This window comes from Bacillus sp. YKCMOAS1 (assembly GCF_030268125.1).
In the GTDB taxonomy this organism is placed as follows: domain Bacteria; phylum Bacillota; class Bacilli; order Bacillales; family Bacillaceae; genus Bacillus; species Bacillus safensis.
This window is the reverse complement of the sequence record NZ_BSEI01000005.1, coordinates 198,927-220,422: the sequence shown is the minus strand read 5'-3', so window position 1 is coordinate 220,422 and position 21,496 is coordinate 198,927. Positions and strand designations below refer to the sequence as shown.

Below are 21,496 nucleotides of genomic sequence, written 5' to 3'. Positions count from 1 at the left end.
ACGTTTATTTGTAAAAAAATTTACACCGAAACTGTTTTATTAGCTAATACTTGAACAATTGCTTCGATCGCTTGATCCAGCTCTGCTTTCTTCACATTCAGCGGAGGTAATAAACGAATGACATTTGGACCAGCTGGTAGCACCAGCAACCCTTGTTCTCTAAGAGCTGAGATATAGTCACCGACTGGCCGATCACATTCAATACCTGCCATCAATCCTTTTCCCCGCACTTCTTTTACAATATTCAGCTGTTTGACATTTTGCAGCTTTTCTAACAAGTAATCGCCCTTTTCTTTCACTTCTGAAAGAAACTCTTCTTGGAAAATTACATCGAGTGTTGCATTCACAGCGGCCATGGCAAGCATATTTCCACCAAATGTTGTACCATGTGAACCTGGGGAGAATGCATCTCCTAGAGTTTTTTTCCCTATAACTGCACCAACTGGAAAGCCGTTTCCTAACCCCTTTGCTGCAGAGATAATATCAGGATCAAGACACGTCTCTTCGTACGCAAATGCTGTTCCTGTACGACCGATGCCCGTTTGAATTTCATCTACAATCAGCAGTGCTTCATGCTTTGTGCAAAATGCTTGAACTGCTTCTAGAAATTCTGGTGTCGCTGGATTCACTCCACCTTCACCTTGCACAACCTCCAGCATCACCGCTGCCACATCATCGACTGCACAGGCTGACATAGCGTCTGGATCATTAAACGGTACATAGTGAAAGCCTTCTAGCATAGGACCAAAGCCAGTTTTGATTTTATCTTGACCTGTGGCAGCCATGCCAGCATACGTGCGCCCATGGAAAGAGTGCAAAAATGTGATAATATTTGTTTTCCCTGTCGCTTTACGTGCTAATTTAATGGCACCTTCATTTGCCTCTGCTCCGCTATTGCAGAAAAACACGAGATCCCCTGAACTGTTTGCTGCCAGTTTTTCTGCTGCTTTTTCTTGCAGACCATTTTCAAACAGATTCGACACATGCCAGACGTGATCAAGCTGTTCCTTAATGGCTTGATTGACCTTTGGGTGATTGTGGCCTAAATTTGTTACTGCAATGCCTTGGATAAAGTCTAAATATTTTTTTCCATTTGTATCGACTGCCCAAGAACCTGCTGCCTCTTTAATCTCAACATTCCACCGTCCATAGTTTTGAAAAAGATGACTCACAGGACCGCCTCCTTTTGTTTTACGATTCTTGTGCCTTTAAAGGTTTCTCCTGTAAAGATACTGCCTTTGCCATTTACGATCATCACTTCATCCACATCACCTGATAAAGCACTCAAAGCTGATTGTACTTTTGGAATCATTCCCCCGGAAATAATGCCTTCATCAATGAGTGAAAGGGCTTCTTGTTCGGTGACGACATCTAATAGTTCACCATTTTTTAAAATGCCTTCAACATCTGTGACAAACATGAGCTTATCAGCTTTCATGGCTCCGGCGACAGCTGATGCTGCTAAATCAGCATTCACATTTAAGGTTTGGCATTCTTCCGTCATAGACAGCGGCGCAATTACAGGAATGAATTGTTTCTCCATGAGTGCTTCCGCCATCTCTGGATGAACTTCTTTGATTTCGCCAACGTACCCATAAACCTCTTGATCAAGGAAATCGGCGACTAACATCTGCCCATCTTTACCGGATACGCCGACAGATGATATATCATGCTTTGCGAGCTCTGACACAAAGTATTTATTGACTGTTCCCGAGAGAACCATTTCGGCTACTTCTAACACAGGCTTCGTTGTTTTACGCTGACCGTCAACAAATTCTGTTTTCACTTCTAATTTTTGCAGCATGTCGGTGATTTCAGGTCCTCCGCCATGCACGATAGCCAGCTTAAATCCAGCAGCTTGAAGTGAGCGGACATTCTCATAAAAGGTATCTGAAAGTTCTCGAATGACACTGCCTCCACACTTGAACACGATCGTTTTATCCATGCCTATCTCCTTCTTTATGTGCGATAGCTCGCGTTAATTTTCACATAATCATAGGTGAGATCACAGCCCCAAGCTGCTGCTTCACCATTTCCCTCACTCATTTGAATGAAAATCGTAATCTCATCCTGCTCTAGATATGCTTTTGCTTCCTCTTCTGAGAATGGCTGCGGTTCATTGTGTTTGAATAAACATTGTCCGCCTAAATAAACTTCTACCTCTTCCGGAGTGACGGAAGCTGCGCTATGACCAATGGCTCCAACGATTCGACCCCAGTTAGCATCCGTACCATATACGGCGGTTTTGACAAGACTTGAACCAACGATTTTTTTCGCAATGATGCCGGCTTCCAAATTATTTTTAGCACCAGCGACTTTCGCTTCAATTAATTTCGTTGCACCTTCTCCATCTCTCGCAATCTCTTTGGCTAAATCCTCACAAGCTAGTTTTAATCCTTCTTTAAACAAAGGCCATTCTGGATGCTCTTCATTGAGTACATCGTTTTCTGCCATGCCATTTGCCATCACGAGCACCATATCGTTTGTCGACGTTTCTCCATCGACGGTAATTTGATTAAAGGTCACATCTGTAATGTCACGAAGCGCTTGCTGTAACGCTTCCTGTTCGACATTTGCATCTGTTGTGACAAAGCCAAGCATTGTGGCCATGTTCGGGTGAATCATGCCAGAGCCTTTTGCTGCGCCTGAAATGATGATCTCTTTTCCGTCTATCGTAAGGGTGTATGTTGTATTTTTAATGACAGTATCTGTCGTTAAGATCGCTTCTTCAAAATGGCCTTTTTCGGCTTTTGCTTCTTTTAACTCGGCGATGCCCTTTTTGATTTTATCCATCTCCAGACATTCCCCAATGACACCAGTAGAAGAAACAGCAATGTAATCAGGTGCTACACCTAACATATCTGCACAGGCTGCCTGCATGTCGTACGCGTCTTTTAATCCCTGCTCACCAGTACATGCATTGGCGATGGCACTATTGACAATGACACCTTTTAATTGTCCTGTCTTTTTTAAGCTTTGTTGTGTGACTTTGAGAGGCGCAGCTTGAAAGTGACTTTGTGTGTAGACCGCTGCACTTGCTGCTGGTACTTCGCTGACGATGAGGCCAAGGTCTTTTTTTGAATAGCGCAAGCCAATGTGAATCCCCTTCGCTTCAAAGCCTTTTGGTGATGATACGTCACCGTCTATTTTGACAATGCTTTTTTCATTCAATTCGATCATGTTTGTTGTCTCCCCTGTTCTCTTATGGATAAAGAGGTGTCATTGTGAGGCCCGCCTCTTCATGTAAGCCTTTGATGATGTTGAAGTTTTGAACCGCTTGGCCGGCCGCGCCTTTCATGAGATTGTCTATGACCGACACGATTGTAAGTCTCCCTGTTCGCTCATCTAAATGAAAGCCAATGTCACAGAAGTTACTTCCATATACTTCTTTCGTTTGTGGATAAATTCCGTGATCTCTCACTCTGACAAAATAGGAATCTTCATAAAAGCCTTTCATTCGCTTCATCAATTCTTCTTTTGTGACATCGGTTTTTAATTGTGTATACATCGTCGCCATAATCCCTCTTGTCATCGGGACAAGATGCGTAGAAAATGTGACGTTCGCCGTCTGCGGATTCCATTCTCTTAATATTTGCTCTATTTCTGGCGTATGCTGATGCTCATTCACCTTATAAATTTTAAAGTTATCGTTTAGTTCTGAAAAATGCGTTCCAAGTGAGGCAGATCGTCCGGCACCGGACACCCCTGTTTTTGCATCTATTATAATCATAGATTCATCGATGACATTCTGTTTGATGAGTGGTGCTAAACCGAGAAGAACTGCGGTAGGAAAGCAGCCCGGATTGGCAATCACTTCAGCTTGTTGAATTTTGTCACGATTCAGTTCGGATAAACCGTACACCGCTTGTTGAACAGATGCTTCATCCGCTGCCCTTCGTTTATACCAAGCTTCATAGGTGGCTCCATCTTGAATGCGCAAATCACCTGATAAATCAATGATCGGCACTCCTTGATTCATAAGCTTTGGCGTCAGTTCACTTGATACGCCTGCTGGAGTCGCTAAAAACACAGCATCTGTCTCTTGCACAATAGCAGCCGGGTCAATGGCTTTTAATGTTTGGTCAGTAATCGTTGTTAGATGTGGATAAGATTGACTGTATGATTGCCCATCACCACTTGATGAATACAATATACATTCCTCCACATGCGGGTGATGCTTGAAGATACGAACCAATTCCGCACCACCGTACCCTGTAGCACCTATAATACCTATTTTCAACGTCAATACACCCTCTTGATCTTTGTGAAATTATTTAACATTATAACATGTATAAAAATTAATTCAATTGTATATTTAATATTTGTTTTCATTTTTTTTCAACAAAAAAACCGCATATCTTCACTAGACATGCGGATTTATCTTTCGTTTTTGATATAGATGACCATGAGCGCACTGCATAAATATAATATAGAGCTTGCATAAAAAATGAAGTAAACGGTAAAGAAATCAGCGAACAGACCTCCAAGCATAATAGCGATGGATGAAAAAAGGGCTGTCCAAAAATGATAGTGACCGACTTCTTTCATTCTTTTGTTCTCTGTTGTGAGGTCCGTGACGAGCAGTTTCTCTCCGTGCTTTTGAAAGCCGCCAAGCGCACCAAGTGCCAGCTGAATCATATACACTTGCTCCACTTCTGTTATATGCGGAAAAAGCAGCAAAAGAAACGCCATACCGAACGAATGAATGATTAAAAAGAGCCGCCTGTCGGTGGTTTCGGGCAGTTTCCCTAAGAGTAAATGAATAAATGCTCCGCTTAAACCAAACAGGCCGTAGGCAAGACCAAACTGTGAATAGCTTGACCCAACATTTTTAATAAAAAGAATGTAAAAAGGGAAAATCAAACTGCTGGCGAAAAACAGCAGACTTTGTGAGTAAACGAACCATTTCATTGCTTTTGCATTCATTGTGTATTGTACCTCTCATAAAAGTAGTTGGTGAACGTGCCATCTGGATCTGCTTGTTTTTTCTTTTGGAAGAATACATCGGTTTTAGGATACGCCCGCTTCATTTGCGCTTTCGTTTGATAAGGCATATACGGTAAGTAATAGCTTCCAGCGTGCTGCAGCGTGATATCTGTCATTTTTCGAATGATTCGCTCGGCTTCCGCCTTCTCTTCTTTTTCGAACCCGTAATTCACTAAAAGCACAAGTGCAAACATATCTTGTTTCGCATATGAGAGATCCGCTTTTTCATTTTTTTGTACATAACGTATTGTGATATTCATTAGATTCAAATCTTCTTGTTGTAAAAAGGATCTCATGTCATCAATGTACGCACGAAAACGGTCAACTGGGACAAAATATTCCTGCAGCACATCTGTGTCAGATTCATTTTCATATTCTAAAAAGGCAGAGTCAGAACGCATCACATTGTTTCTTGTGATCAGCTGATCATTTTGACTTAAGAAATACTTTTTTTGCAAATTCCAGAGCAGATCTTTTCCCATATCAAATCTTCTTGAAAGGCCGAGCATAAATTTCAAAGGCATGACGAGTTGGTCTTCTTTCAGCTCTTGATATGATGCGATCCCTTGTTGTGAAGTGAGTGAATAATTCGTCACATACATCTCTTTCAAAAAGTTTGATTTCGCTGTTGAGATTCTGGCAAGATGCATGCGTACTTCTTTATTGTGTTTGACATGCTTTTGAAAATAATCCGTATACTCATCGTAACCCAGAGAGGTTGTCTCCATTTTATATAGTTCATCTTTTGTTAAAGAAAGCTCCACATCTAAAATGACGCCGAATAAACCGTATCCCCCAATGACGGCAGTAAATAAATCATCGCCTGGCTTTACTGTGACAATCTCACCGTCTGCTTTTAACAGCCTGAATGAGCGAACTGTGTCAATGAGTGACCCGTAACGAATGTCACGTCCATGTGCGTTTGCACTTAAAGATCCGCCAATTGTAAAGATATTCTGCGATTGCATTACCTTCACAGCAAGACCATATGGATTCACATATTTTTGTATATCATCCCATGTAGCACCGCTTTGAACCCGAATCGTTTTCTTTTTAGGATCAAACGCTAAAATCTGGCGGAATTCCGTCATATCGAGCACGATGCCGTTTTCATAATATGTGTGGCCGCCCATACTATGCTGTTTACCGGCAATAGAAATCGGCAGGTGTTTTGCTTTTGCTTCTTTCAATACTTCTTTTAACGTGTCTATTTCTTTCCCTTGAACAACTTTTTTGATTTTGACAGGCATGAGATGACTAACATCAGTAAAAGCCTCAAGATCCTGTCTTTTGTGTGTTTGGCCTTCTCGTATAGTGATTGATACAAAAAATGCAGTAGCATATACGATCAAAAGAACGACCCATAGCCATTTTCGTTTCATGATAGGTACTCCGTTCTATAAAATTACATCCATTATATCAAGCCATTCTCTTCCTCCACCTTAATTTTTCATAAAAAAACCTGGCATGAGTTTATCTCATACCAGGCATTTTTCATTTTGTGCTTATTGAATACCGAGCGCGATTTTTGCGTATCTTGACATTTTGTCTCGTGTCCAAGGCGGATTCCATACGATGTGAACTTCTGTTTCTTTTACTTCTGGAAGATCACTTAATGCTTTTTTGACTTCATCCACGATAATTGGTGCAAGAGGACAACCCATTGATGTTAAGGTCATGGTGATATCCGCTTTTCCATTCTCATCAAGATCGACATCATAGACAAGTCCAAGGTTGACGATGTCAACATTCAGCTCAGGGTCAATCACCTGTTCTAGGGCACCTAAAATATTTTCTTTCAATGCTTCATCCATGATATCCACTCCTTTTTCCATTAGTATAACGTACTTTTTCTTATGACTAAACGTTTGTGCTTTTCAGATGAGTCACAAACCAGTCAATCGTTTCAAACATCGCTTGTCTTGAGACCTTATGGCCAGCTTGTCCATCAGTGATAAAGCGAATCAGGTGCGGATCCTGCTTATATTGTGTGGACGCTAACTCATCGTATAGGGATTTTGCGTGCCGGTAAGGGACTACAGGATCATTTTCTGCATGCCAGAATAACAGCGGTCTTTTGTTTAATCGATCCGTTTGCAGCGTTAAATCATATGGGCGCAGGGCGTCTAATTGCAGATGAACCTCTTCGTCTGTAATGTCTTTCATCAACCCTTTGTGACGCATGTCCATGATCTGTGCTTTTAGAAACGTCGTATAGTTCGGACTCCCCATCAAGCTGACAGCGGCTTTGATCCAATCATGCTTGGCAAGTGCGCCAAAGGTGGTGATGCCGCCCATGGAAGTACCTGCAACGCCTATTAAATCGGCTTCAATCAATTGTTTTTCTTGAAAGTATGTTTTGAGTATATCGATTTCACGAACTTCGTTCAGGACAATTTCCCAGAACTTTGATGCCAGTTCCTCTAAGTTGAGGTTTTCTGATCTTACACCATGATAAGCACAGTCAGGCAAAATGACTCTCATGCCTTTTTCCGCCAGATGGAAGGCGAAGTGTAAATTATGCTCTCGTGCACTTGTAAATCCGTGAATAAAAAATACAAGCGGCAGCGGTTTGTCTTTATTTTCAGCTTTTACGATATGTAAAAATGGAATATCGCGCGTAATTTGCTCATCAATGGTGATCACAGCCTATGAATCCTCCTTTATCATTCCCGTCTTTGTTTATTTTAACATGTAGACAACAAAGATGTGATAAAGATACACTATAGAAAGAGGCGCTAACATGAATTGCCTCCTATCACTTACAGATCAAAGGAGATTTTATGGAGACTAAACCTTATCTAATCGCACTTGACCTGGATGGCACATTATTAAAAGATGATAAAACCATTTCTGCGCACACACTTGACGTCATTCAAAAAGTGAGAGACAGCGGGCATCACGTCTGTATATCAACAGGCCGGCCATTTCGATCCAGCTCTCCTTATTATCAGCAATTACAGCTTGATTCACCAATTGTGAATTTTAACGGAGCGTTTGTCCATCATCCTCTTGATGAAAAATGGGGCAGATTTCATACGTCACTTGATCTTCAAGTGGTCAAACAGCTTGTAGACATTAGTGAAGAGTATAAAGTGCACAATGTGTTAGCTGAAGTGTTAGACGATTTGTATTTCCATTATCATGATGAAAAACTCATTGATATCTTTAATATGAATGCAAACAAAGTCACTGTTGGAGACCTAAGGGACAACCTTGGAGAAAATGTGACGAGCGTGTTAATTCATGCAAAAGAAGAGGACGTCGGAGCTATTCGAAGCTATTTATCAGATGTTCATGCAGAAGTGATTGATCACAGACGCTGGGCTGCCCCGTGGCACGTGATTGAAATCATTAAAACAGGCATGAATAAAGCTGTTGGATTGCAAAAGATCAGTGATTATTACGGTGTTCCTAAGGAGCGGATTGTGGCATTCGGAGATGAAGACAATGATTTAGAAATGCTTGAATTTGCTGGATGTGGTGTGGCAATGGGCAACGGAATTGATGCCGTGAAACGTGTCTCAAATGAAGTCACTGATACGAATGAACAAGACGGGATTGCTAAGTTTCTAACGAATTACTTCTCGCTTTAATTTTTCCATTCATACATAGCAGATGGAAGCGGGCATACTACCGTTAGACAGGTTGTCCTGTCAGCTTGTGTAAAGGGGCGGATTCCGAATGGGTAAAAGAAGCAAATCGAAACGCTTTATACAACAAGGTAAAGATTCAGTCAGTCTTCATGACGCACGTTTTCCTTACCGTTCGACACTTGAAGAAGCGTCAGACAGAGGAAATATGAAGACTGATGCTTCTGGAGGTTCATTGTGAGAAACGAACTTTTTGATCAAGCCAAATCATTTACTGAAGAGGCTCTTACTTCTTCATTTTCATCTGGGTTAGAGCGTCAACAGGCAGTCAAACGAGCGAAAAATGCCGTATCCTCTGCATTTGCCAATTCAACAGATGCAGAAAGAAACCAGCTGCATACCTTCCAAGACTTGCTTGATGATCTCTGACATAAAAAAGCTGTCCACATTTGATGGACAGCTTTTTCTAATTCCCATGCTTATTTGACTTGGAATGTTTTCTTCTCCGTGATTTGTTTCAGCCCTTCTGCTTTTCCTTTAAACGTTACAACCGCTTCGTATGTTCCGGGCTTTACACCGTTTGACCACGTGTCTTGAAAATCATAGGCCTCGCCTTTTTTCAGCACAAAAGTTTGGATGGCCTGTGTGAACATACGGTCTTTCGAATAGCGATATTGTTCGTTCCCGTTTTCGTCATACACACTGAGCTCGAATTTTTGGCTTGTGTTAAAGGTAAATTCAATATCTCGATCTGATTCATTTTTCAGTGACATGTTAAATTGAACTGAAGAACCTTTCTGGACGGGGTCTACTGTGAGTACAACCGTTTTTTCTCCCATTTGACCGGAAACCTCCTTGTCTGGTTCATCCTTTTTTTGTTGTCCACAAGCGGCTAAAAACAATAGAATGAGAAGAAGTACCAACCCTTTTTTCATCTGCTACCCACCTTTTAATCTCGTCTGAAAAATCCAAGAATATTGGTTGTCTGCACAATATTTGTAAAGGCTTTTGGATCGACTTCTTTAATAATTTGTTCAAGTTCATACAGCTCATACCTTGTAATGACGATCACCATCATTTCCTTTTGCTCGTTGGTGAATGCGCCTTTTGCAGGTACAGTCGTAATACCTCTGACCATTTTTCCGTAAATGGCTTCTTTGATTTCATCTGCTTTTTTCGTCACAATCATCGCGGTCAGCTTCTCATGTCTTGTATGGATGGCATCAATGACCCTTGTGGTTACATATAATGTGACAAGCGTATATAATGCTTTCTCCCAACCTTGTAATAATCCTGCTGTAAAAATGATGATTCCATTTAAAATGAAGAAATACGTGCCAACTGGTTTGTCTTTCCATTTCGCTAATACCATAGCAACGATGTCGAGTCCGCCTGTCGATGCCCCGTATTTGAGCGTGATCCCAATTCCTACTGCGGATATGACACCGCCAAACACAGCATTTAATAAAATATCATGGGAAACACTCGTTTCTGGTAAAATGCCAAGGAAAATGGTTGTCAGTGCAACACTGATGATGCTGTACAAAGTAAAGGAACGGCCAACTTTCATCCAGCCTAAAATGCCGACTGGAATGTTTAAAATAAATAATAGAATCCCTGTTGATACATAAAATGGCGCATATTGATCGATTAAGCTGGATAGCAGCTGGGCTACCCCTGTAAAACCGCTCGCATATACGTCAGCTGGGATTAAGAATAAATTCAGTCCAATCGCATTGAGTAATGCACCAATTACGACGACAATGAGTTTTTTTGCTTCTCCAATGAACATGTTGTCATTCCTCCACTTACCATTCTCTCTATGGTTTTCCCTAAAATTTAGAATTTGAACACGAAAAGATGATTTCTATGATATAGTTAGGCTAAAAAGATGTAAAATATGGCTTATTTTTTTAGAAAGAAGGGATTTATATGACTGTTCATATCATAGCAGACAGTGCTGCTGATCTGCCTCTTTCTTATTATGATGAACATAACATAACACTCATTCCGCTCCGCGTGTTGCTTGGCGAGCAGGAATTTGAGGATTTGATCACCATTGAACCAAAACAAGTATTTGATGCGATGAGACAAGGAGCCAGTCCAAAAACGTCACAGGCTTCACCAAACCGGATCAAGGAAGCCTTTGTTTCTGCCGCTCAAACCCATACATCTGCCATCTATGTCGCTTTTTCATCAGAGCTTTCAGGTACATATCAGACAGCTGTGATGATGGCAAATGAAGTGAAGGAAGAATATCCTGATTTTGATTTACGAATCATTGATTCTAAATGCGCTTCACTCGGCTATGGGCTTGCTGTCAAACACGCTCAATCACTTGCCATTGACGGAAATACAATACAAGAAATTGAAACGTCTGTAAAGCATTTTTGTGAATCTTTACAACATATTTTTACTGTAGACGATTTAACGTATTTAGCAAGAGGCGGAAGGATCAGTAAAGCGTCCGCATTTGTTGGCGGTTTGTTAAGCATTAAACCCATTTTACATGTCGAAGATGGAAAACTCATCCCACTAGAAAAAATCCGCGGACGTAAAAAGCTGCTGAAACGCATTATTGAACTAATGAAAGAACGCGGAACGGATTGGCCTAATCAAACGGTTGGCATTAGTCATGGTGATGATCCTGCACTTGCAGAAGACATGAAACAACTGATTGAAGACGAATTTCATCCTAAAGAAATTGATATTCATATCATCGGCGCCGCTGTGGGATCCCATTCAGGACCTAGCACGCTTGCGATCTTTTTTACAGGCAAATGATCATAAAAAGCACCCTTCCCTGATACAACACGGGAAGGGTGCTTTTCTTATGAAAGTTTAAATCGCTGGACAGTTTCATTTAACCTTGCCGTCATACTCATCAATTCTTCGACTTGTTTGTTCATTTGATGGAACGATTGCAGCTGTTCATTTGCTGAGGCAGAAATTTCTTCGCTGCCAGCTGCTGTTTCTTCTACTACTGCACTAATATTTTCAATCGAGTGCAGTACTTGTCCGCCAAGTTCTGTTGATTGGATAATTTGGTCATTTAAGACCGCCATTTCTTGTTTAATATGCTGCGCTTTTGTTTCTATATCTTCAAAGGAGTGTGAGGTTTTGTCCATCGCATCCTGCTGCTGAAGTGAAAGCTTGACCCCTTCTTGAACCGTTTGACTAATGGATTGAATCCCTCTTTCAATATGACTGACCATGTCAAAAATTTGTCTTGTTGCATTTGACGATTCATCGGCAAGCTTGCGAATTTCATCTGCTACAACGGCAAAGCCTTTTCCAGCTTCGCCTGCCCTTGCCGCTTCAATGGCTGCGTTTAAGGAAAGTAAGTTTGTTTGATCCGCAATGTCAGAAACCGTTTTGGCCATGGCCGAGATTCCGCTGGCGTATTGCGTGAATTCTCCTGCTGATTCTTCGATTTGTCTCGTGGCATGTGTATTTTTTTCAATCGCTGATTTTGTTTCTGTTAACGTGTGCTTTCCGCTTTCTACGGCTTCAATGGCATCCTCTGTACTGCGGATGACCGTTTGTGAGCGTTCAGAATTTTTACGTCCATGCTGGTCCATTTTCTCAATCAAGCTGACGCCATGCTGGAGATCTTCTGAAATCGCTTGTGACCCATTGGCCATTTCGTCTGTTGAGACAGATACTTGATTGGCAGATTCCATCATCTTTTTATTTTCATCATTCAGGTGGATCGAGAATGTCTCTACTCGGCTTGAGACATGGCTGATTTCTTTAATCAAACTAATCAACTGATCTGTCATTTGATTAAAGGATTCATTCAAGCCGCCGATTTCATCCTTACGCTGAATATCTGTCCGCTCCACAGCAAGATTCCCTTCTGCGATCTGCTTTGCTCTGTAGGATAGTGATTTGATAGGTGTCACGATGGATCGCGTTAACCCCATATTCAAAAAGACGGCAATGACAATCAGTGTGAGGGCTGAGACGAGTGCACTTGTAATAATCCATTGTACATTGTCTGCTGCATCCTCTAGATTTTGTTTATACGCTTCTTCTGCTCTTTTATTCATCGTATGCACATCGTTTAAAACGCCATCAATTCTTGCTGCCACACGTCTTGCATCCGAGGCGTTTTTTTCACCAATGGCATTGTTTGCTTCTTTGGTCCATGTGTCATATTTTGTATTTAACCTTGTTAATGCCTCTTTGTTCAAATTTCCTGCATACTTGTTTAACGTTTGCAGCTGTTTTTTTGCTGTAGAAATATCGTTTTGAACGATCTCTAGCTGTTCATCTGAAAGTGTCATCGAATAATTGGTCATCGCTTGCTCGACACTTTCAAAGCTTGCCTTCGTTTTTTGTACGTTTAATAAGGTTTGGACATCTGCTTCATTTGATGATTGGATCTTTGTCATGCTGACAATGATAAAGGCAATGACACCAACTGCTAAAAGAAGTGAGATAAGTGAGTTGAGTAAAATTTTGACGCGTAAACTCATGATGCGCCCCCCTCTTCTTTCAGAAGCGTCTGCTTCAGACCATTTAATTTTTTGGTCAGTGTCTCAGCATTTTTCAAGATCCGGATTTTTGCCATATCGATTCCATCATTGCTTAAGTCATAGACAACATGCCCGCTTTTAATTTGATTGTTCTTGATGACCTGTTCGCTGAATTGATAGACCACTTCATCGACTTTTTTTACCATAGATGAAATCACAGCTTTTTCTGCAGTAAAGTACTGATCGCTGTCAACACCAATGGCATATTTGCCTTGAGATTGCGCTTCTTTTAATACACCAACACCTGAATAACCGGCTGCAGCATATAAAACGTCTGCTTTCTTTTTGATCATATCTTTGGCTATTTTACCGCCCTTGCCTGCATCACTAAATGTACCGGCATAGGTAGATAAGATTTTGATTTTTGGATTGACTGATTTGGCGCCTTTTTGAAACCCTTTTTCAAAACGATGAATGACGTCTGCATCAACACCGCCAACAAATCCAATGACATCGCTTTTCGTTGTCATCGCAGCAAGTGCACCTGCTAAATAGCTGCCTTCCTCTTCTTTAAACGTCACAGAGGTCACATTTTTCAGCTCAGATACGGCATCGATCAGAAGAAACTGCTTCTTCGGATATTTCTTTGCGACTTTTTCTAGGTCTTCTTGCATACTAAAACCTACACCGATAATGAGATCATTACCATCTTTTACGAGTTCTGTCAGCCCTTTTTCATATGTATCAGTTTCTGCAATTTCTCTATAATCAAATTCAATGCCAAGCTCATCACGTGCTTTTTCTAATCCTTTAAATGATGAATCGTTAAATGATTGATCACCAAGACCATCATCTGTGAGCATAACGCCAATATGCTTCGCAGTTGATTTCGGCGACCCCTCCTGTTGATTCCCGCATGCGGCGAGCACCATAAGCATGGCTGCCATCAGAAGCAATGAAATCTTCACTTTCATCCAAAAACACACTCCTTTTATCATCCTTACTCCTTTTTTATCGGATTTGAGGGGCGTTGTTTCAATGATATAGTGAAGGTTTTCATGACTTTTTTCATAGAAAAAATCCATTATTTAAGACAAAAATAAAAAAGTGAGCAAATGCTCACTTTTAGATCATTGACAAAGGGCTAAAATAAACTTTATTTTAGAACTTTGTCTTCTTTTCAGCGTGACCTGAAAACCTTTGCAGCCCTAGGAGGGACGAGTACCGGAGCGGAGCGAATTTGACATTCGTGAGCACCGGCACGCAGGACTGACACCGAATGCGAGGGTTTGTCTGCACGCTGAAGTGAGCAAATGCTCACTTTTTCTCGTATGTCCAGCCTTCTTTTTGATAAACGAGATCATTTTTCATCAGATGACCTAGTGCTCGTTTAAAGGCTGCTTTGCTCATTTGAAATCTTTCGCGGATATCCTCTGGATCACTTTTGTCTCCGTAAGGCATGGCGCCGTTTCTTGTTCTCATATAGGTTAAAATTTCTTCTGCATCGACAGATAATGCATCCTGTTTTCTAGGAAGCAGAGAAACGTTCACGGTTCCATCCTCTTTCACTGCAATAACGCGTCCTGTAACGGTCGATCCTAGTCTTGGCTCTTCCTTTCGTTCCGTGCGGTGAATAAACCCTCGCACGCCTGTATCTGTCAGCATAAAAGAACCTGTCGCAATTAAACGATAGATTGTTCCAGTAATTTCTTTGTTCATTAAGGTTTCTGGTGCCTCAGTAAACAATTCACTGATCACGTCTTCTGTGGCTGGTTTTGCGAACATTCTGCCGTAACTTGTGACTTTCAGCATACAGTAGAGTTTGTCTCCTTTTTTCGGCCATGCTTCCTCAAAAGGCGGGAGGTGTTCTGTTGCCACAAGTGCATCCTTTGACAGTCCAACATCGACAAATGCGCCCATGTCTTCTACCACGTCTACAACTTCTACCCAGCCATATGTATGTGCGTTAATTGTAGGAATTTTCATTGTGGCAGCGAGTCTTTCTTCATGATCTACATATAAATAGACCTCTACTTCATCTCGGTCATCAAGATCCTCTGTCATTTCACTGCGGTGTAAGAGGACCGAATCTTCACCATCTGTCAAAAAGTAGCCGTATTCCATTTCGTTCTCTATTTGCAAGGTCAGTTGCTCACCTGGTCTCATGTTCTCTTCCTTCCTATCTGCCCATAAAAGAGCGTTCGTTCATCTTTTGATTCACTTTATTCTACTATACTTCTCCCCGCATGAACACCTCTAGTTCTGTTAGCTAAAGTGGACAAACTGGTCACGATTTATACCGCAGCCGGCTGAACTCTTTGCCTCATCTCTTCGATAAAGTTTCTTCTTCGCCTATTGGCATGATAAAATAGATGCAATATCAATACTTGGAGGTCATGTGTCATGGCAAAAGAAAGCTCATTTGACATTGTATCGAAGGTCGAACTGCCTGAGGTGCAAAACGCTGTTCAAGCAGCGCTGAAAGAAATTAAAAACCGTTATGATTTTAAAGGAAGTAAAAGTGATATTTCTCTCGAAAAAGAAGAACTTGTTCTCATTTCTGATGATGACTTCAAGCTTGAGCAGCTAAAAGATGTACTTGTGACAAAGCTGATCAAACGAAATGTGCCAACTAAAAACATCGATTACGGAAAAACCGAGCATGCTCTTGGCGGTACAGTACGCCAGCGTGCGAAGCTGATCAGCGGGATTGATCAAGACAACGCTAAAAAGATCAACGCACTCATCAAGCAGTCTGGCATCAAAGTGAAATCACAATTTCAGGATGACCAAGTGCGTGTGACAGGGAAAAATAAAGATGATTTACAAGAGGTTATTTCTCTTATGCGTAAGGCTGATTTGCCGATTGATGTCCAATTTATAAATTTTCGATAAATTTCAAATTTTCCATTGATTATTTCTGCATTTTTCGTTACAGTTGATGGAAGTTCAATTCATTGACATGTTCATATTGCTTTCTTATCAAGAGAGGCAGAGGGACTGGCCCTGTGAAGCCTCAGCAACCGGTGTAGTAGAAATCTATTTTCTATGACCAAGGTGCTAAATCCAGCAAGCAACTGCTTGGAAGATAAGGAGAAGAATTACGATACAGCCAAAAAGTCTTCTTCTTATCAGAAGGCTTTTTTTGTTACATAGAAATAAGGAGGAATACAATGGGCCTATTACAAGACTTACAAAATCGCGTACTGATAGCTGATGGAGCGATGGGAACACTTTTATACTCTTACGGCATTGACCGCTGTTTTGAAGAATTAAATTTATCGAAAGAGGATGAAGTGAAACGCGTACACGAAGCATATGTGCAGGCAGGCGCTGACATCATCCAAACGAACACATACGGTGCGAATTATATTAAACTATCCCGCTACGGCTTAGAGGAAGAAACGAAACGCATCAATACAAAAGCGGTACAAATTGCAAAAGCAGCCGCTGGCTCTGCTTATGTTCTCGGAACAATTGGCGGCATTCGAACGTTTAACAAAAATGCCTACTCTATAGAAGAAATCAAACGAAGCTTTAGAGAGCAGCTGTACATCCTATTAAATGAAGAGCCTGACGGATTATTGCTTGAAACGTATTATGACATAGAAGAAGCGAAGGCTGTTCTCCAAATTGCTCGCAAAGAAACGACTCTCCCGATTGTCATGAATGTCTCTATGCATGAACAAGGCGTTTTGCAGGATGGTACCCCGCTGAAGGATGGTTTATCTGAGTTATCATCTCTTGGTGCAGATGTCGTAGGCATCAACTGCAGGCTGGGCCCTTATCACATGATTCAGGCACTCGAAGGCGTTCCACTTTTAGAAAATTCGCATTTATCTGTCTATCCTAACAGCAGTCTCCCCTCTCTTGAAGAAGGCAGACTCGTCTATGATACAGATAACGATTATTTCCGGAAAAGTGCACTTGAATTTAGAAATCAGGGCGCACGCATTATCGGAGGCTGCTGTGGAACAACACCTCAGCATATTAGCGCAATGGCTGAAGCGGTCAAAGGTTTAGCACCGATCACTGAAAAAGAAGTGAAAGTGTTAAAAGAAGAAATCATTTCCATCCAAGATCAGCGCACTGAACCAGGTCTTGATGAGCTGGCTGTGAAAAAACGATCGATTATCGTAGAGCTCGATCCACCGAAGAAGCTGAACTTCGAAAAATTTCTCGTTGCTGCAAATGAATTAAAGAATGCTGGCATTGATGCGTTGACTTTAGCCGATAATTCTCTTGCGACTCCGCGCATTAGCAATGTCGCTTGCGGCGCATTATTAAAGCAGCAGCTTGATATGCGTTCTCTTGTTCATATCACATGCCGCGACCGTAATTTGATAGGGCTACAATCCCATTTAATGGGGCTCGACACTCTTGGATTAACCGATATTTTAGCGATCACAGGCGATCCATCTAAAATTGGAGACTTCCCAGGTGCAACATCTGTGTATGATTTAACCTCCTTTGATTTGATTCGTCTCATCAAACAATTTAATGAAGGCCTTTCTTTCTCAGGAAAGCCTCTTGGCAAAAAGACCAATTTTTCAGTGGCTGGCGCGTTTAACCCAAATGTGCGTCATATTGATAAAGCGGTCAAACGTCTTGAGAAAAAAATCGAATACGGCGCTGATTATTTTATTTCACAGCCTGTTTATTCTGAAGAACAACTTGTGAAAATTCATGAGGAAAGCCGCCACTTGGATAAACCAATTTACATCGGCATTATGCCGTTAACAAGCAGCCGAAATGCAGAGTTTATTCATCATGAAATTCCCGGCATCAAATTATCTGATTCTATTCGTGACATTATGGCTAAGGCTGGCGAGGATAAAGAAAAGCAACGAGCAGAAGGTTTAGCGATTGCCCGCTCTTTATTAGATACAGCCTGCGAATTGTTTAATGGCATTTATTTAATTACTCCTTTCCTTCGATCAGATTTAACAGCAGAACTGACCACCTACATCCATCAGAAAGAAAAGGAGTCTAACATCCATGTCAACTATCACTGAACAGCTCAAGAAACGCATCCTCGTCCTTGATGGTGCAATGGGCACAATGATTCAAAACGCCAACCTGACAGCAGAGGACTTTGGCGGAGAAGAGTATGAGGGCTGTAACGAGTATTTGAATATGACAGCCCCTCACATCATCCGTGCGATCCATAGGGAATACCTCGAAGCAAGTGCCGATCTCATTGAAACAAATACGTTCGGTGCGACAAAGCTCGTTCTTGATGAATATGGGCTTGGCCACCTTGCTTATGAACTCAATGTTCGAGCTGCGCAGCTGGCAAAGGCAGAAGCTGACCGTTTCTCCACACCCGAAAAGCCTCGTTTTGTTGTAGGCGCAATGGGCCCAACAACGAAAACATTATCTGTAACAGGCGGCACAACCTTCAGTGAGCTCGTCAGAAACTATGAAGAACAAGCCCGCGCTCTAATTGACGGAAAGTGTGATGCCCTTCTTTTAGAAACAAGCCAAGACATGCTGAATGTAAAAGCTGGTTTCAAAGGAATTCAGGAAGCCTTTCAGAAGGCAGGCATTCAATTACCACTCATGGTATCAGGTACGATTGAACCAATGGGCACCACCCTTGCAGGTCAGGATATCGAAGCCTTTTATATCTCTCTTGAGCATATGAAACCCATCAGTGTGGGCCTGAACTGTGCGACTGGTCCAGAATTTATGACAGACCACATCCGCACGCTCTCCTCCATCGCAAAGTCAGCGGTGAGCTGCTATCCGAATGCTGGTCTCCCAGATGAAGAAGGCCAATATCATGAATCCCCTGCTTCTCTTGCTAAAAAAATCGCCGCCTTTGCTAAGGAAGGCTGGTTAAATATTGTCGGCGGCTGTTGCGGAACGACACCTGCACATATTCAAGCATTGTCAGATGAAGTACGCACGATTCAGCCGCGTCATATCACTCGCGAATCACCGCAGCATACCGTATCAGGAATTGAGCCCCTTATTTATGAGGATTCAATGCGTCCTCTTTTTGTAGGTGAACGGACCAATGTCATTGGTTCTCGCAAATTCAAACGGCTCATTGCGGAACAAAAGTTTGAAGAAGCAGCAGAAATTGCTCGTGCTCAGGTGAAAAATGGCGCTCACGTCGTTGATGTGTGTCTGGCTGATCCAGACCGTGATGAGGCAGCAGACATGGAAGGCTTTTTACAAGAAGCCATGAAAAAGGTGAAAGCTCCTTTTGTCATTGATTCAACGGATAAACACGTGATTGAAAAGGCACTCACCTATTCTCAAGGGAAAGCCATCATCAATTCTATTAATCTTGAGGATGGCGTGGAACGTTTTGAAGAGATTCTACCTCTTGTGAAGCTATATGGCGGTGCACTTGTTGTTGGCACAATTGATGAAATAGGAATGGCTGTGACAGCAGAACGAAAGCTTGAAATTGCTATACGTTCGCATGATTTGTTAACGAAGAGATATGGAATTCCTGCAAGTGACATCATTTTTGATCCGCTTGTCTTTCCCGTAGGCACTGGAGACGAGCAATATATTGGCGCCGCTGAAGAAACGATCAAAGGCATTAAAATGATCAAGGAAACCCTGCCTGAGTGCCTCACCATTTTAGGTATCAGCAACGTATCTTTCGGACTTCCGCCTGTTGGCAGAGAAATCTTAAACGCCGTCTATTTGTATCACTGCGTGCAAGCAGGGCTTGACTATGCCATCGTGAATACGGAAAAGCTTGAGCGCTTCGCATCCATTCCAAAGGATGAAATCAAACTAGCTGAAACCTTGCTTTATGAAACAAATGACCAAACACTGGCTGAATTCACCCAATTTTACCGCGGCAAAAAGAAAACGGAGAAAAAACCAAAGGTCTCCTTATCACTTGATGAAAGGCTGGCGCTCTACGTCGTCGAAGGAACGAAAGAAGGTCTCATCGATGATCTATCCCTTGCTTTGGAGCAATATGAATCGCCGCTTCATATTATCAATGGTCCGTTAATGCAGGGAATGGCTGAGGTTGGTCGTCTTTTTAATCAAAACGAACTGATTGTCGCCGAGGTGCTTCAATCGGCAGAGGTCATGAAAGCATCTGTTTCGTTCCTTGAGCAATATATGGAAAAGCAGCATGCGAGCGGGAAAGGAAAGATTCTTCTTGCGACCGTAAAAGGAGATGTCCATGATATCGGGAAAAACCTTGTCGACATCATTTTGAGCAATAACGGCTTTCAAGTAGTCGACCTCGGCATCAAGGTGACACCTCAAACATTGATTGAAGCTGTGCAAAAGGAAAAACCAGATATGATCGGATTATCAGGCTTACTTGTAAAGTCCGCACAGCAAATGGTACTAACCGCTCAGGATTTACAAAAGGCCAATATTTCTGTTCCTATTTTGGTCGGCGGTGCTGCCCTTTCTCGCAAATTTACGAAAATGAAAATTTCGCCTCATTATGATGGACCTGTTCTTTATGCAAAAGATGCCATGGACGGTCTGTCATTAGCCAATGAGTTAAAAGCGAATCCACTGCAATTTCAAACAAAGCCCGAAGAGGAGCCAGCGGCACCTTTCAAGGAGAAAGAAGGAAAGCAGCCGAAAGCTGTCATTGAATTACTAGAAAAACGCGTAGCCCTCCCTCAGGCACCGGTATTTACGCCAGAAGATACCGCACGCCATTATGTGAGGGACATCGATTTGCATCATATTATGCCTTATGTGAATGAACAAATGCTCATTGGTCATCATCTCGGCTTAAAGGGAAAAGTCAAAGCCTTATTAGCTGAACAGCACCCAAAAGCATTGGAATTAAAACAGCTTGTCACAGACCTTCTAAACGAAGGCAGAGAGAAAAACTGGTTTGCGCCAGCATTTGTGTATCAATTCTTCCCTGCCGGTTCAGACGGAAATGATTTGCATATTTATGATCCCGAAAAGCCTGACCGCATCATTGAAACGTTCCAATTTCCAAGGCAGGTGAAGCTCCCGTACCGCTCCATTTCTGATTATGTACGGAAAAGTGATGAAAACGAGAAAGATTATATTGCCTTATTCGCCGTCACAGCCGGCGCGCGTATACGTGAAGTCGCGCAGCAATTTAAGCAGGAAGGAGATTATTTAAAAATGCATGCTGTCCAAGCTCTGGCACTTGAGCTTGCAGAAGGATTAGCTGAAAGAACCCATCAAGTGATTCGTGACAAATGGGGCTTCCCTGACCCAGTCGATTTTACAATGGAAAAACGATTTCAAGCGAAATATCAAGGGCAGCGCTATTCCTTTGGTTATCCAGCGTGTCCAAATCTTGAGGACCAAGAAAAGTTGTTCAAGCTGCTTCAGCCTGAAAAAATCGGCATCCACCTGACAGAAGGATTCATGATGGAACCTGAAGCATCTGTTTCAGCGATTGTCGTCTCCCACCCTGAAGCTCGATATTTTAATGTTCATTAACTCTAGAAC

General features: G+C 42.0%; 20 protein-coding genes and 1 riboswitch. Of the genes, 7 read left to right on the top strand and 13 right to left on the bottom strand.

The genetic code is table 11. The features are described 5' to 3' along the window. Window positions 1-20: 20 nt before the first annotated feature. The 8 genes from QSJ46_RS16015 to QSJ46_RS15980 form a co-directional block, all read right to left on the bottom strand. Complete coding sequence (locus QSJ46_RS16015; protein ID WP_107163859.1) at window positions 21-1,172, bottom strand: acetylornithine transaminase; 1,152 nt, start codon at window positions 1,170-1,172, stop codon at window positions 21-23. Beyond that, window positions 1,169-1,945 carry an acetylglutamate kinase gene (argB, locus tag QSJ46_RS16010; protein ID WP_212040183.1) on the bottom strand — a complete coding sequence of 259 codons (777 nt, stop codon included), beginning with the start codon at window positions 1,943-1,945 and terminating at the stop codon, window positions 1,169-1,171. Before argB ends, QSJ46_RS16015 begins: the two co-directional genes overlap by 4 nt. Before the next feature lie 14 nt (window positions 1,946-1,959). After that, window positions 1,960-3,180, bottom strand: coding sequence for a bifunctional ornithine acetyltransferase/N-acetylglutamate synthase (gene argJ / locus QSJ46_RS16005; protein ID WP_039177764.1), 1,221 nt, complete (start codon window positions 3,178-3,180; stop codon window positions 1,960-1,962). Window positions 3,181-3,202: 22 nt separating this feature from the next. Beyond that, a complete protein-coding gene (argC, locus tag QSJ46_RS16000) occupies window positions 3,203-4,240 on the bottom strand; it encodes an N-acetyl-gamma-glutamyl-phosphate reductase (protein WP_039177761.1) in 1,038 nt (345 codons plus the stop codon). Between the two features lie 137 nt (window positions 4,241-4,377). Next, a complete protein-coding gene (locus QSJ46_RS15995) occupies window positions 4,378-4,926 on the bottom strand; it encodes an MFS transporter (RefSeq protein ID WP_039177758.1) in 549 nt (182 codons plus the stop codon). Beyond that, window positions 4,923-6,368 carry an FAD-binding oxidoreductase gene (locus tag QSJ46_RS15990; RefSeq protein ID WP_285604994.1) on the bottom strand — a complete coding sequence of 482 codons (1,446 nt, stop codon included), beginning with the start codon at window positions 6,366-6,368 and terminating at the stop codon, window positions 4,923-4,925. Before QSJ46_RS15990 ends, QSJ46_RS15995 begins: the two co-directional genes overlap by 4 nt. Before the next feature lie 123 nt (window positions 6,369-6,491). Next, window positions 6,492-6,800, bottom strand: coding sequence for a metal-sulfur cluster assembly factor (locus QSJ46_RS15985; RefSeq protein WP_024425066.1), 309 nt, complete (start codon window positions 6,798-6,800; stop codon window positions 6,492-6,494). 46 nt (window positions 6,801-6,846) lie between these two features. Further along, window positions 6,847-7,632, bottom strand: coding sequence for an alpha/beta fold hydrolase (locus QSJ46_RS15980; RefSeq protein ID WP_285604993.1), 786 nt, complete (start codon window positions 7,630-7,632; stop codon window positions 6,847-6,849). Between the two features lie 137 nt (window positions 7,633-7,769). Between QSJ46_RS15980 and QSJ46_RS15975 the strand changes: the two genes are divergently transcribed. The 3 genes from QSJ46_RS15975 to QSJ46_RS15965 all read left to right on the top strand — a co-directional run bounded on the left by QSJ46_RS15975 (window position 7,770) and on the right by QSJ46_RS15965 (window position 9,008). After that, the gene (locus QSJ46_RS15975) at window positions 7,770-8,582 is read left to right on the top strand and encodes a Cof-type HAD-IIB family hydrolase (RefSeq protein ID WP_024425068.1); all 813 of its coding nucleotides are present in this window, start codon (window positions 7,770-7,772) and stop codon (window positions 8,580-8,582) included. A gap of 88 nt (window positions 8,583-8,670) precedes the next feature. Next, window positions 8,671-8,820 carry a hypothetical protein gene (locus QSJ46_RS15970; RefSeq protein ID WP_024425069.1) on the top strand — a complete coding sequence of 50 codons (150 nt, stop codon included), beginning with the start codon at window positions 8,671-8,673 and terminating at the stop codon, window positions 8,818-8,820. Further along, entirely contained in the window at window positions 8,817-9,008 is a 192-nt protein-coding gene (locus QSJ46_RS15965; RefSeq protein WP_024425070.1) for a DUF3813 domain-containing protein, read from the top strand. The genes QSJ46_RS15970 and QSJ46_RS15965 overlap by 4 nt, the downstream gene beginning before the upstream one ends. A gap of 50 nt (window positions 9,009-9,058) precedes the next feature. Here the strand turns inward: QSJ46_RS15965 and QSJ46_RS15960 are convergent, their stop codons facing one another. Both QSJ46_RS15960 and QSJ46_RS15955 read right to left on the bottom strand, forming a co-directional pair. Then, a complete protein-coding gene (locus QSJ46_RS15960; RefSeq protein WP_039177744.1) occupies window positions 9,059-9,514 on the bottom strand; it encodes a BsuPI-related putative proteinase inhibitor in 456 nt (151 codons plus the stop codon). A 14-nt stretch (window positions 9,515-9,528) separates the two neighbouring features. After that, entirely contained in the window at window positions 9,529-10,371 is an 843-nt protein-coding gene (locus tag QSJ46_RS15955) for a YitT family protein (protein WP_024425072.1), read from the bottom strand. A gap of 140 nt (window positions 10,372-10,511) precedes the next feature. On the opposite strand from QSJ46_RS15955, the gene QSJ46_RS15950 reads away from it, so the two are divergent. Continuing rightward, the gene (locus tag QSJ46_RS15950; protein ID WP_260775781.1) at window positions 10,512-11,363 is read left to right on the top strand and encodes a DegV family protein; all 852 of its coding nucleotides are present in this window, start codon (window positions 10,512-10,514) and stop codon (window positions 11,361-11,363) included. Between the two features lie 47 nt (window positions 11,364-11,410). Here QSJ46_RS15950 and QSJ46_RS15945 read toward each other — a convergent pair whose 3' ends face one another. From QSJ46_RS15945 to QSJ46_RS15935, 3 genes are all read right to left on the bottom strand, one after another. Next, window positions 11,411-13,060, bottom strand: a complete 1,650-nt coding sequence (locus QSJ46_RS15945) for a methyl-accepting chemotaxis protein (protein WP_285604992.1) — start codon at window positions 13,058-13,060, stop codon at window positions 11,411-11,413. Beyond that, a complete protein-coding gene (locus QSJ46_RS15940) occupies window positions 13,057-14,034 on the bottom strand; it encodes a BMP family lipoprotein (protein ID WP_285604991.1) in 978 nt (325 codons plus the stop codon). Before QSJ46_RS15940 ends, QSJ46_RS15945 begins: the two co-directional genes overlap by 4 nt. Before the next feature lie 343 nt (window positions 14,035-14,377). Further along, a complete protein-coding gene (locus tag QSJ46_RS15935) occupies window positions 14,378-15,226 on the bottom strand; it encodes a CvfB family protein (RefSeq protein ID WP_041089776.1) in 849 nt (282 codons plus the stop codon). A gap of 237 nt (window positions 15,227-15,463) precedes the next feature. Between QSJ46_RS15935 and QSJ46_RS15930 the strand changes: the two genes are divergently transcribed. The 3 genes from QSJ46_RS15930 (at window position 15,464) to metH (ending at window position 21,487) form a co-directional block, all read left to right on the top strand. Further along, a complete protein-coding gene (locus QSJ46_RS15930) occupies window positions 15,464-15,955 on the top strand; it encodes a YajQ family cyclic di-GMP-binding protein (RefSeq protein WP_012009527.1) in 492 nt (163 codons plus the stop codon). A gap of 81 nt (window positions 15,956-16,036) precedes the next feature. Beyond that, a riboswitch (SAM riboswitch) is annotated at window positions 16,037-16,155 on the top strand. A 78-nt stretch (window positions 16,156-16,233) separates the two neighbouring features. Next, window positions 16,234-18,075, top strand: a complete 1,842-nt coding sequence (locus QSJ46_RS15925) for a bifunctional homocysteine S-methyltransferase/methylenetetrahydrofolate reductase (protein ID WP_047202326.1) — start codon at window positions 16,234-16,236, stop codon at window positions 18,073-18,075. Then, window positions 18,059-21,487 carry a methionine synthase gene (metH, locus tag QSJ46_RS15920; protein WP_047202327.1) on the top strand — a complete coding sequence of 1,143 codons (3,429 nt, stop codon included), beginning with the start codon at window positions 18,059-18,061 and terminating at the stop codon, window positions 21,485-21,487. Before QSJ46_RS15925 ends, metH begins: the two co-directional genes overlap by 17 nt. Window positions 21,488-21,496 lie beyond the last annotated feature (9 nt).

Bases quoted from the DNA above. Each gene is read 5' to 3' on its own strand.
- QSJ46_RS15940 (WP_285604991.1), bottom strand. From the start codon at position 14,034: ATGAAAGTGAAGATTTCATTGCTTCTGATGGCAGCCATGCTTATGGTG.
- QSJ46_RS15930 (WP_012009527.1), top strand. From the start codon at position 15,464: ATGGCAAAAGAAAGCTCATTTGACATTGTATCGAAGGTCGAACTGCCT.
- QSJ46_RS15985 (WP_024425066.1), bottom strand. From the start codon at position 6,800: ATGGATGAAGCATTGAAAGAAAATATTTTAGGTGCCCTAGAACAGGTG.
- QSJ46_RS15995 (WP_039177758.1), bottom strand. From the start codon at position 4,926: ATGAATGCAAAAGCAATGAAATGGTTCGTTTACTCACAAAGTCTGCTG.
- QSJ46_RS15960 (WP_039177744.1), bottom strand. From the start codon at position 9,514: ATGAAAAAAGGGTTGGTACTTCTTCTCATTCTATTGTTTTTAGCCGCT.
- QSJ46_RS15935 (WP_041089776.1), bottom strand. From the start codon at position 15,226: ATGAGACCAGGTGAGCAACTGACCTTGCAAATAGAGAACGAAATGGAA.
- metH (WP_047202327.1), top strand. From the start codon at position 18,059: ATGTCAACTATCACTGAACAGCTCAAGAAACGCATCCTCGTCCTTGAT.
- QSJ46_RS15950 (WP_260775781.1), top strand. From the start codon at position 10,512: ATGACTGTTCATATCATAGCAGACAGTGCTGCTGATCTGCCTCTTTCT.
- argB (WP_212040183.1), bottom strand. From the start codon at position 1,945: ATGGATAAAACGATCGTGTTCAAGTGTGGAGGCAGTGTCATTCGAGAA.
- QSJ46_RS15925 (WP_047202326.1), top strand. From the start codon at position 16,234: ATGGGCCTATTACAAGACTTACAAAATCGCGTACTGATAGCTGATGGA.
- QSJ46_RS15955 (WP_024425072.1), bottom strand. From the start codon at position 10,371: ATGTTCATTGGAGAAGCAAAAAAACTCATTGTCGTCGTAATTGGTGCA.
- argJ (WP_039177764.1), bottom strand. From the start codon at position 3,180: ATGATCGAATTGAATGAAAAAAGCATTGTCAAAATAGACGGTGACGTA.
- QSJ46_RS15975 (WP_024425068.1), top strand. From the start codon at position 7,770: ATGGAGACTAAACCTTATCTAATCGCACTTGACCTGGATGGCACATTA.
- QSJ46_RS15990 (WP_285604994.1), bottom strand. From the start codon at position 6,368: ATGAAACGAAAATGGCTATGGGTCGTTCTTTTGATCGTATATGCTACT.
- QSJ46_RS15945 (WP_285604992.1), bottom strand. From the start codon at position 13,060: ATGAGTTTACGCGTCAAAATTTTACTCAACTCACTTATCTCACTTCTT.
- QSJ46_RS15970 (WP_024425069.1), top strand. From the start codon at position 8,671: ATGGGTAAAAGAAGCAAATCGAAACGCTTTATACAACAAGGTAAAGAT.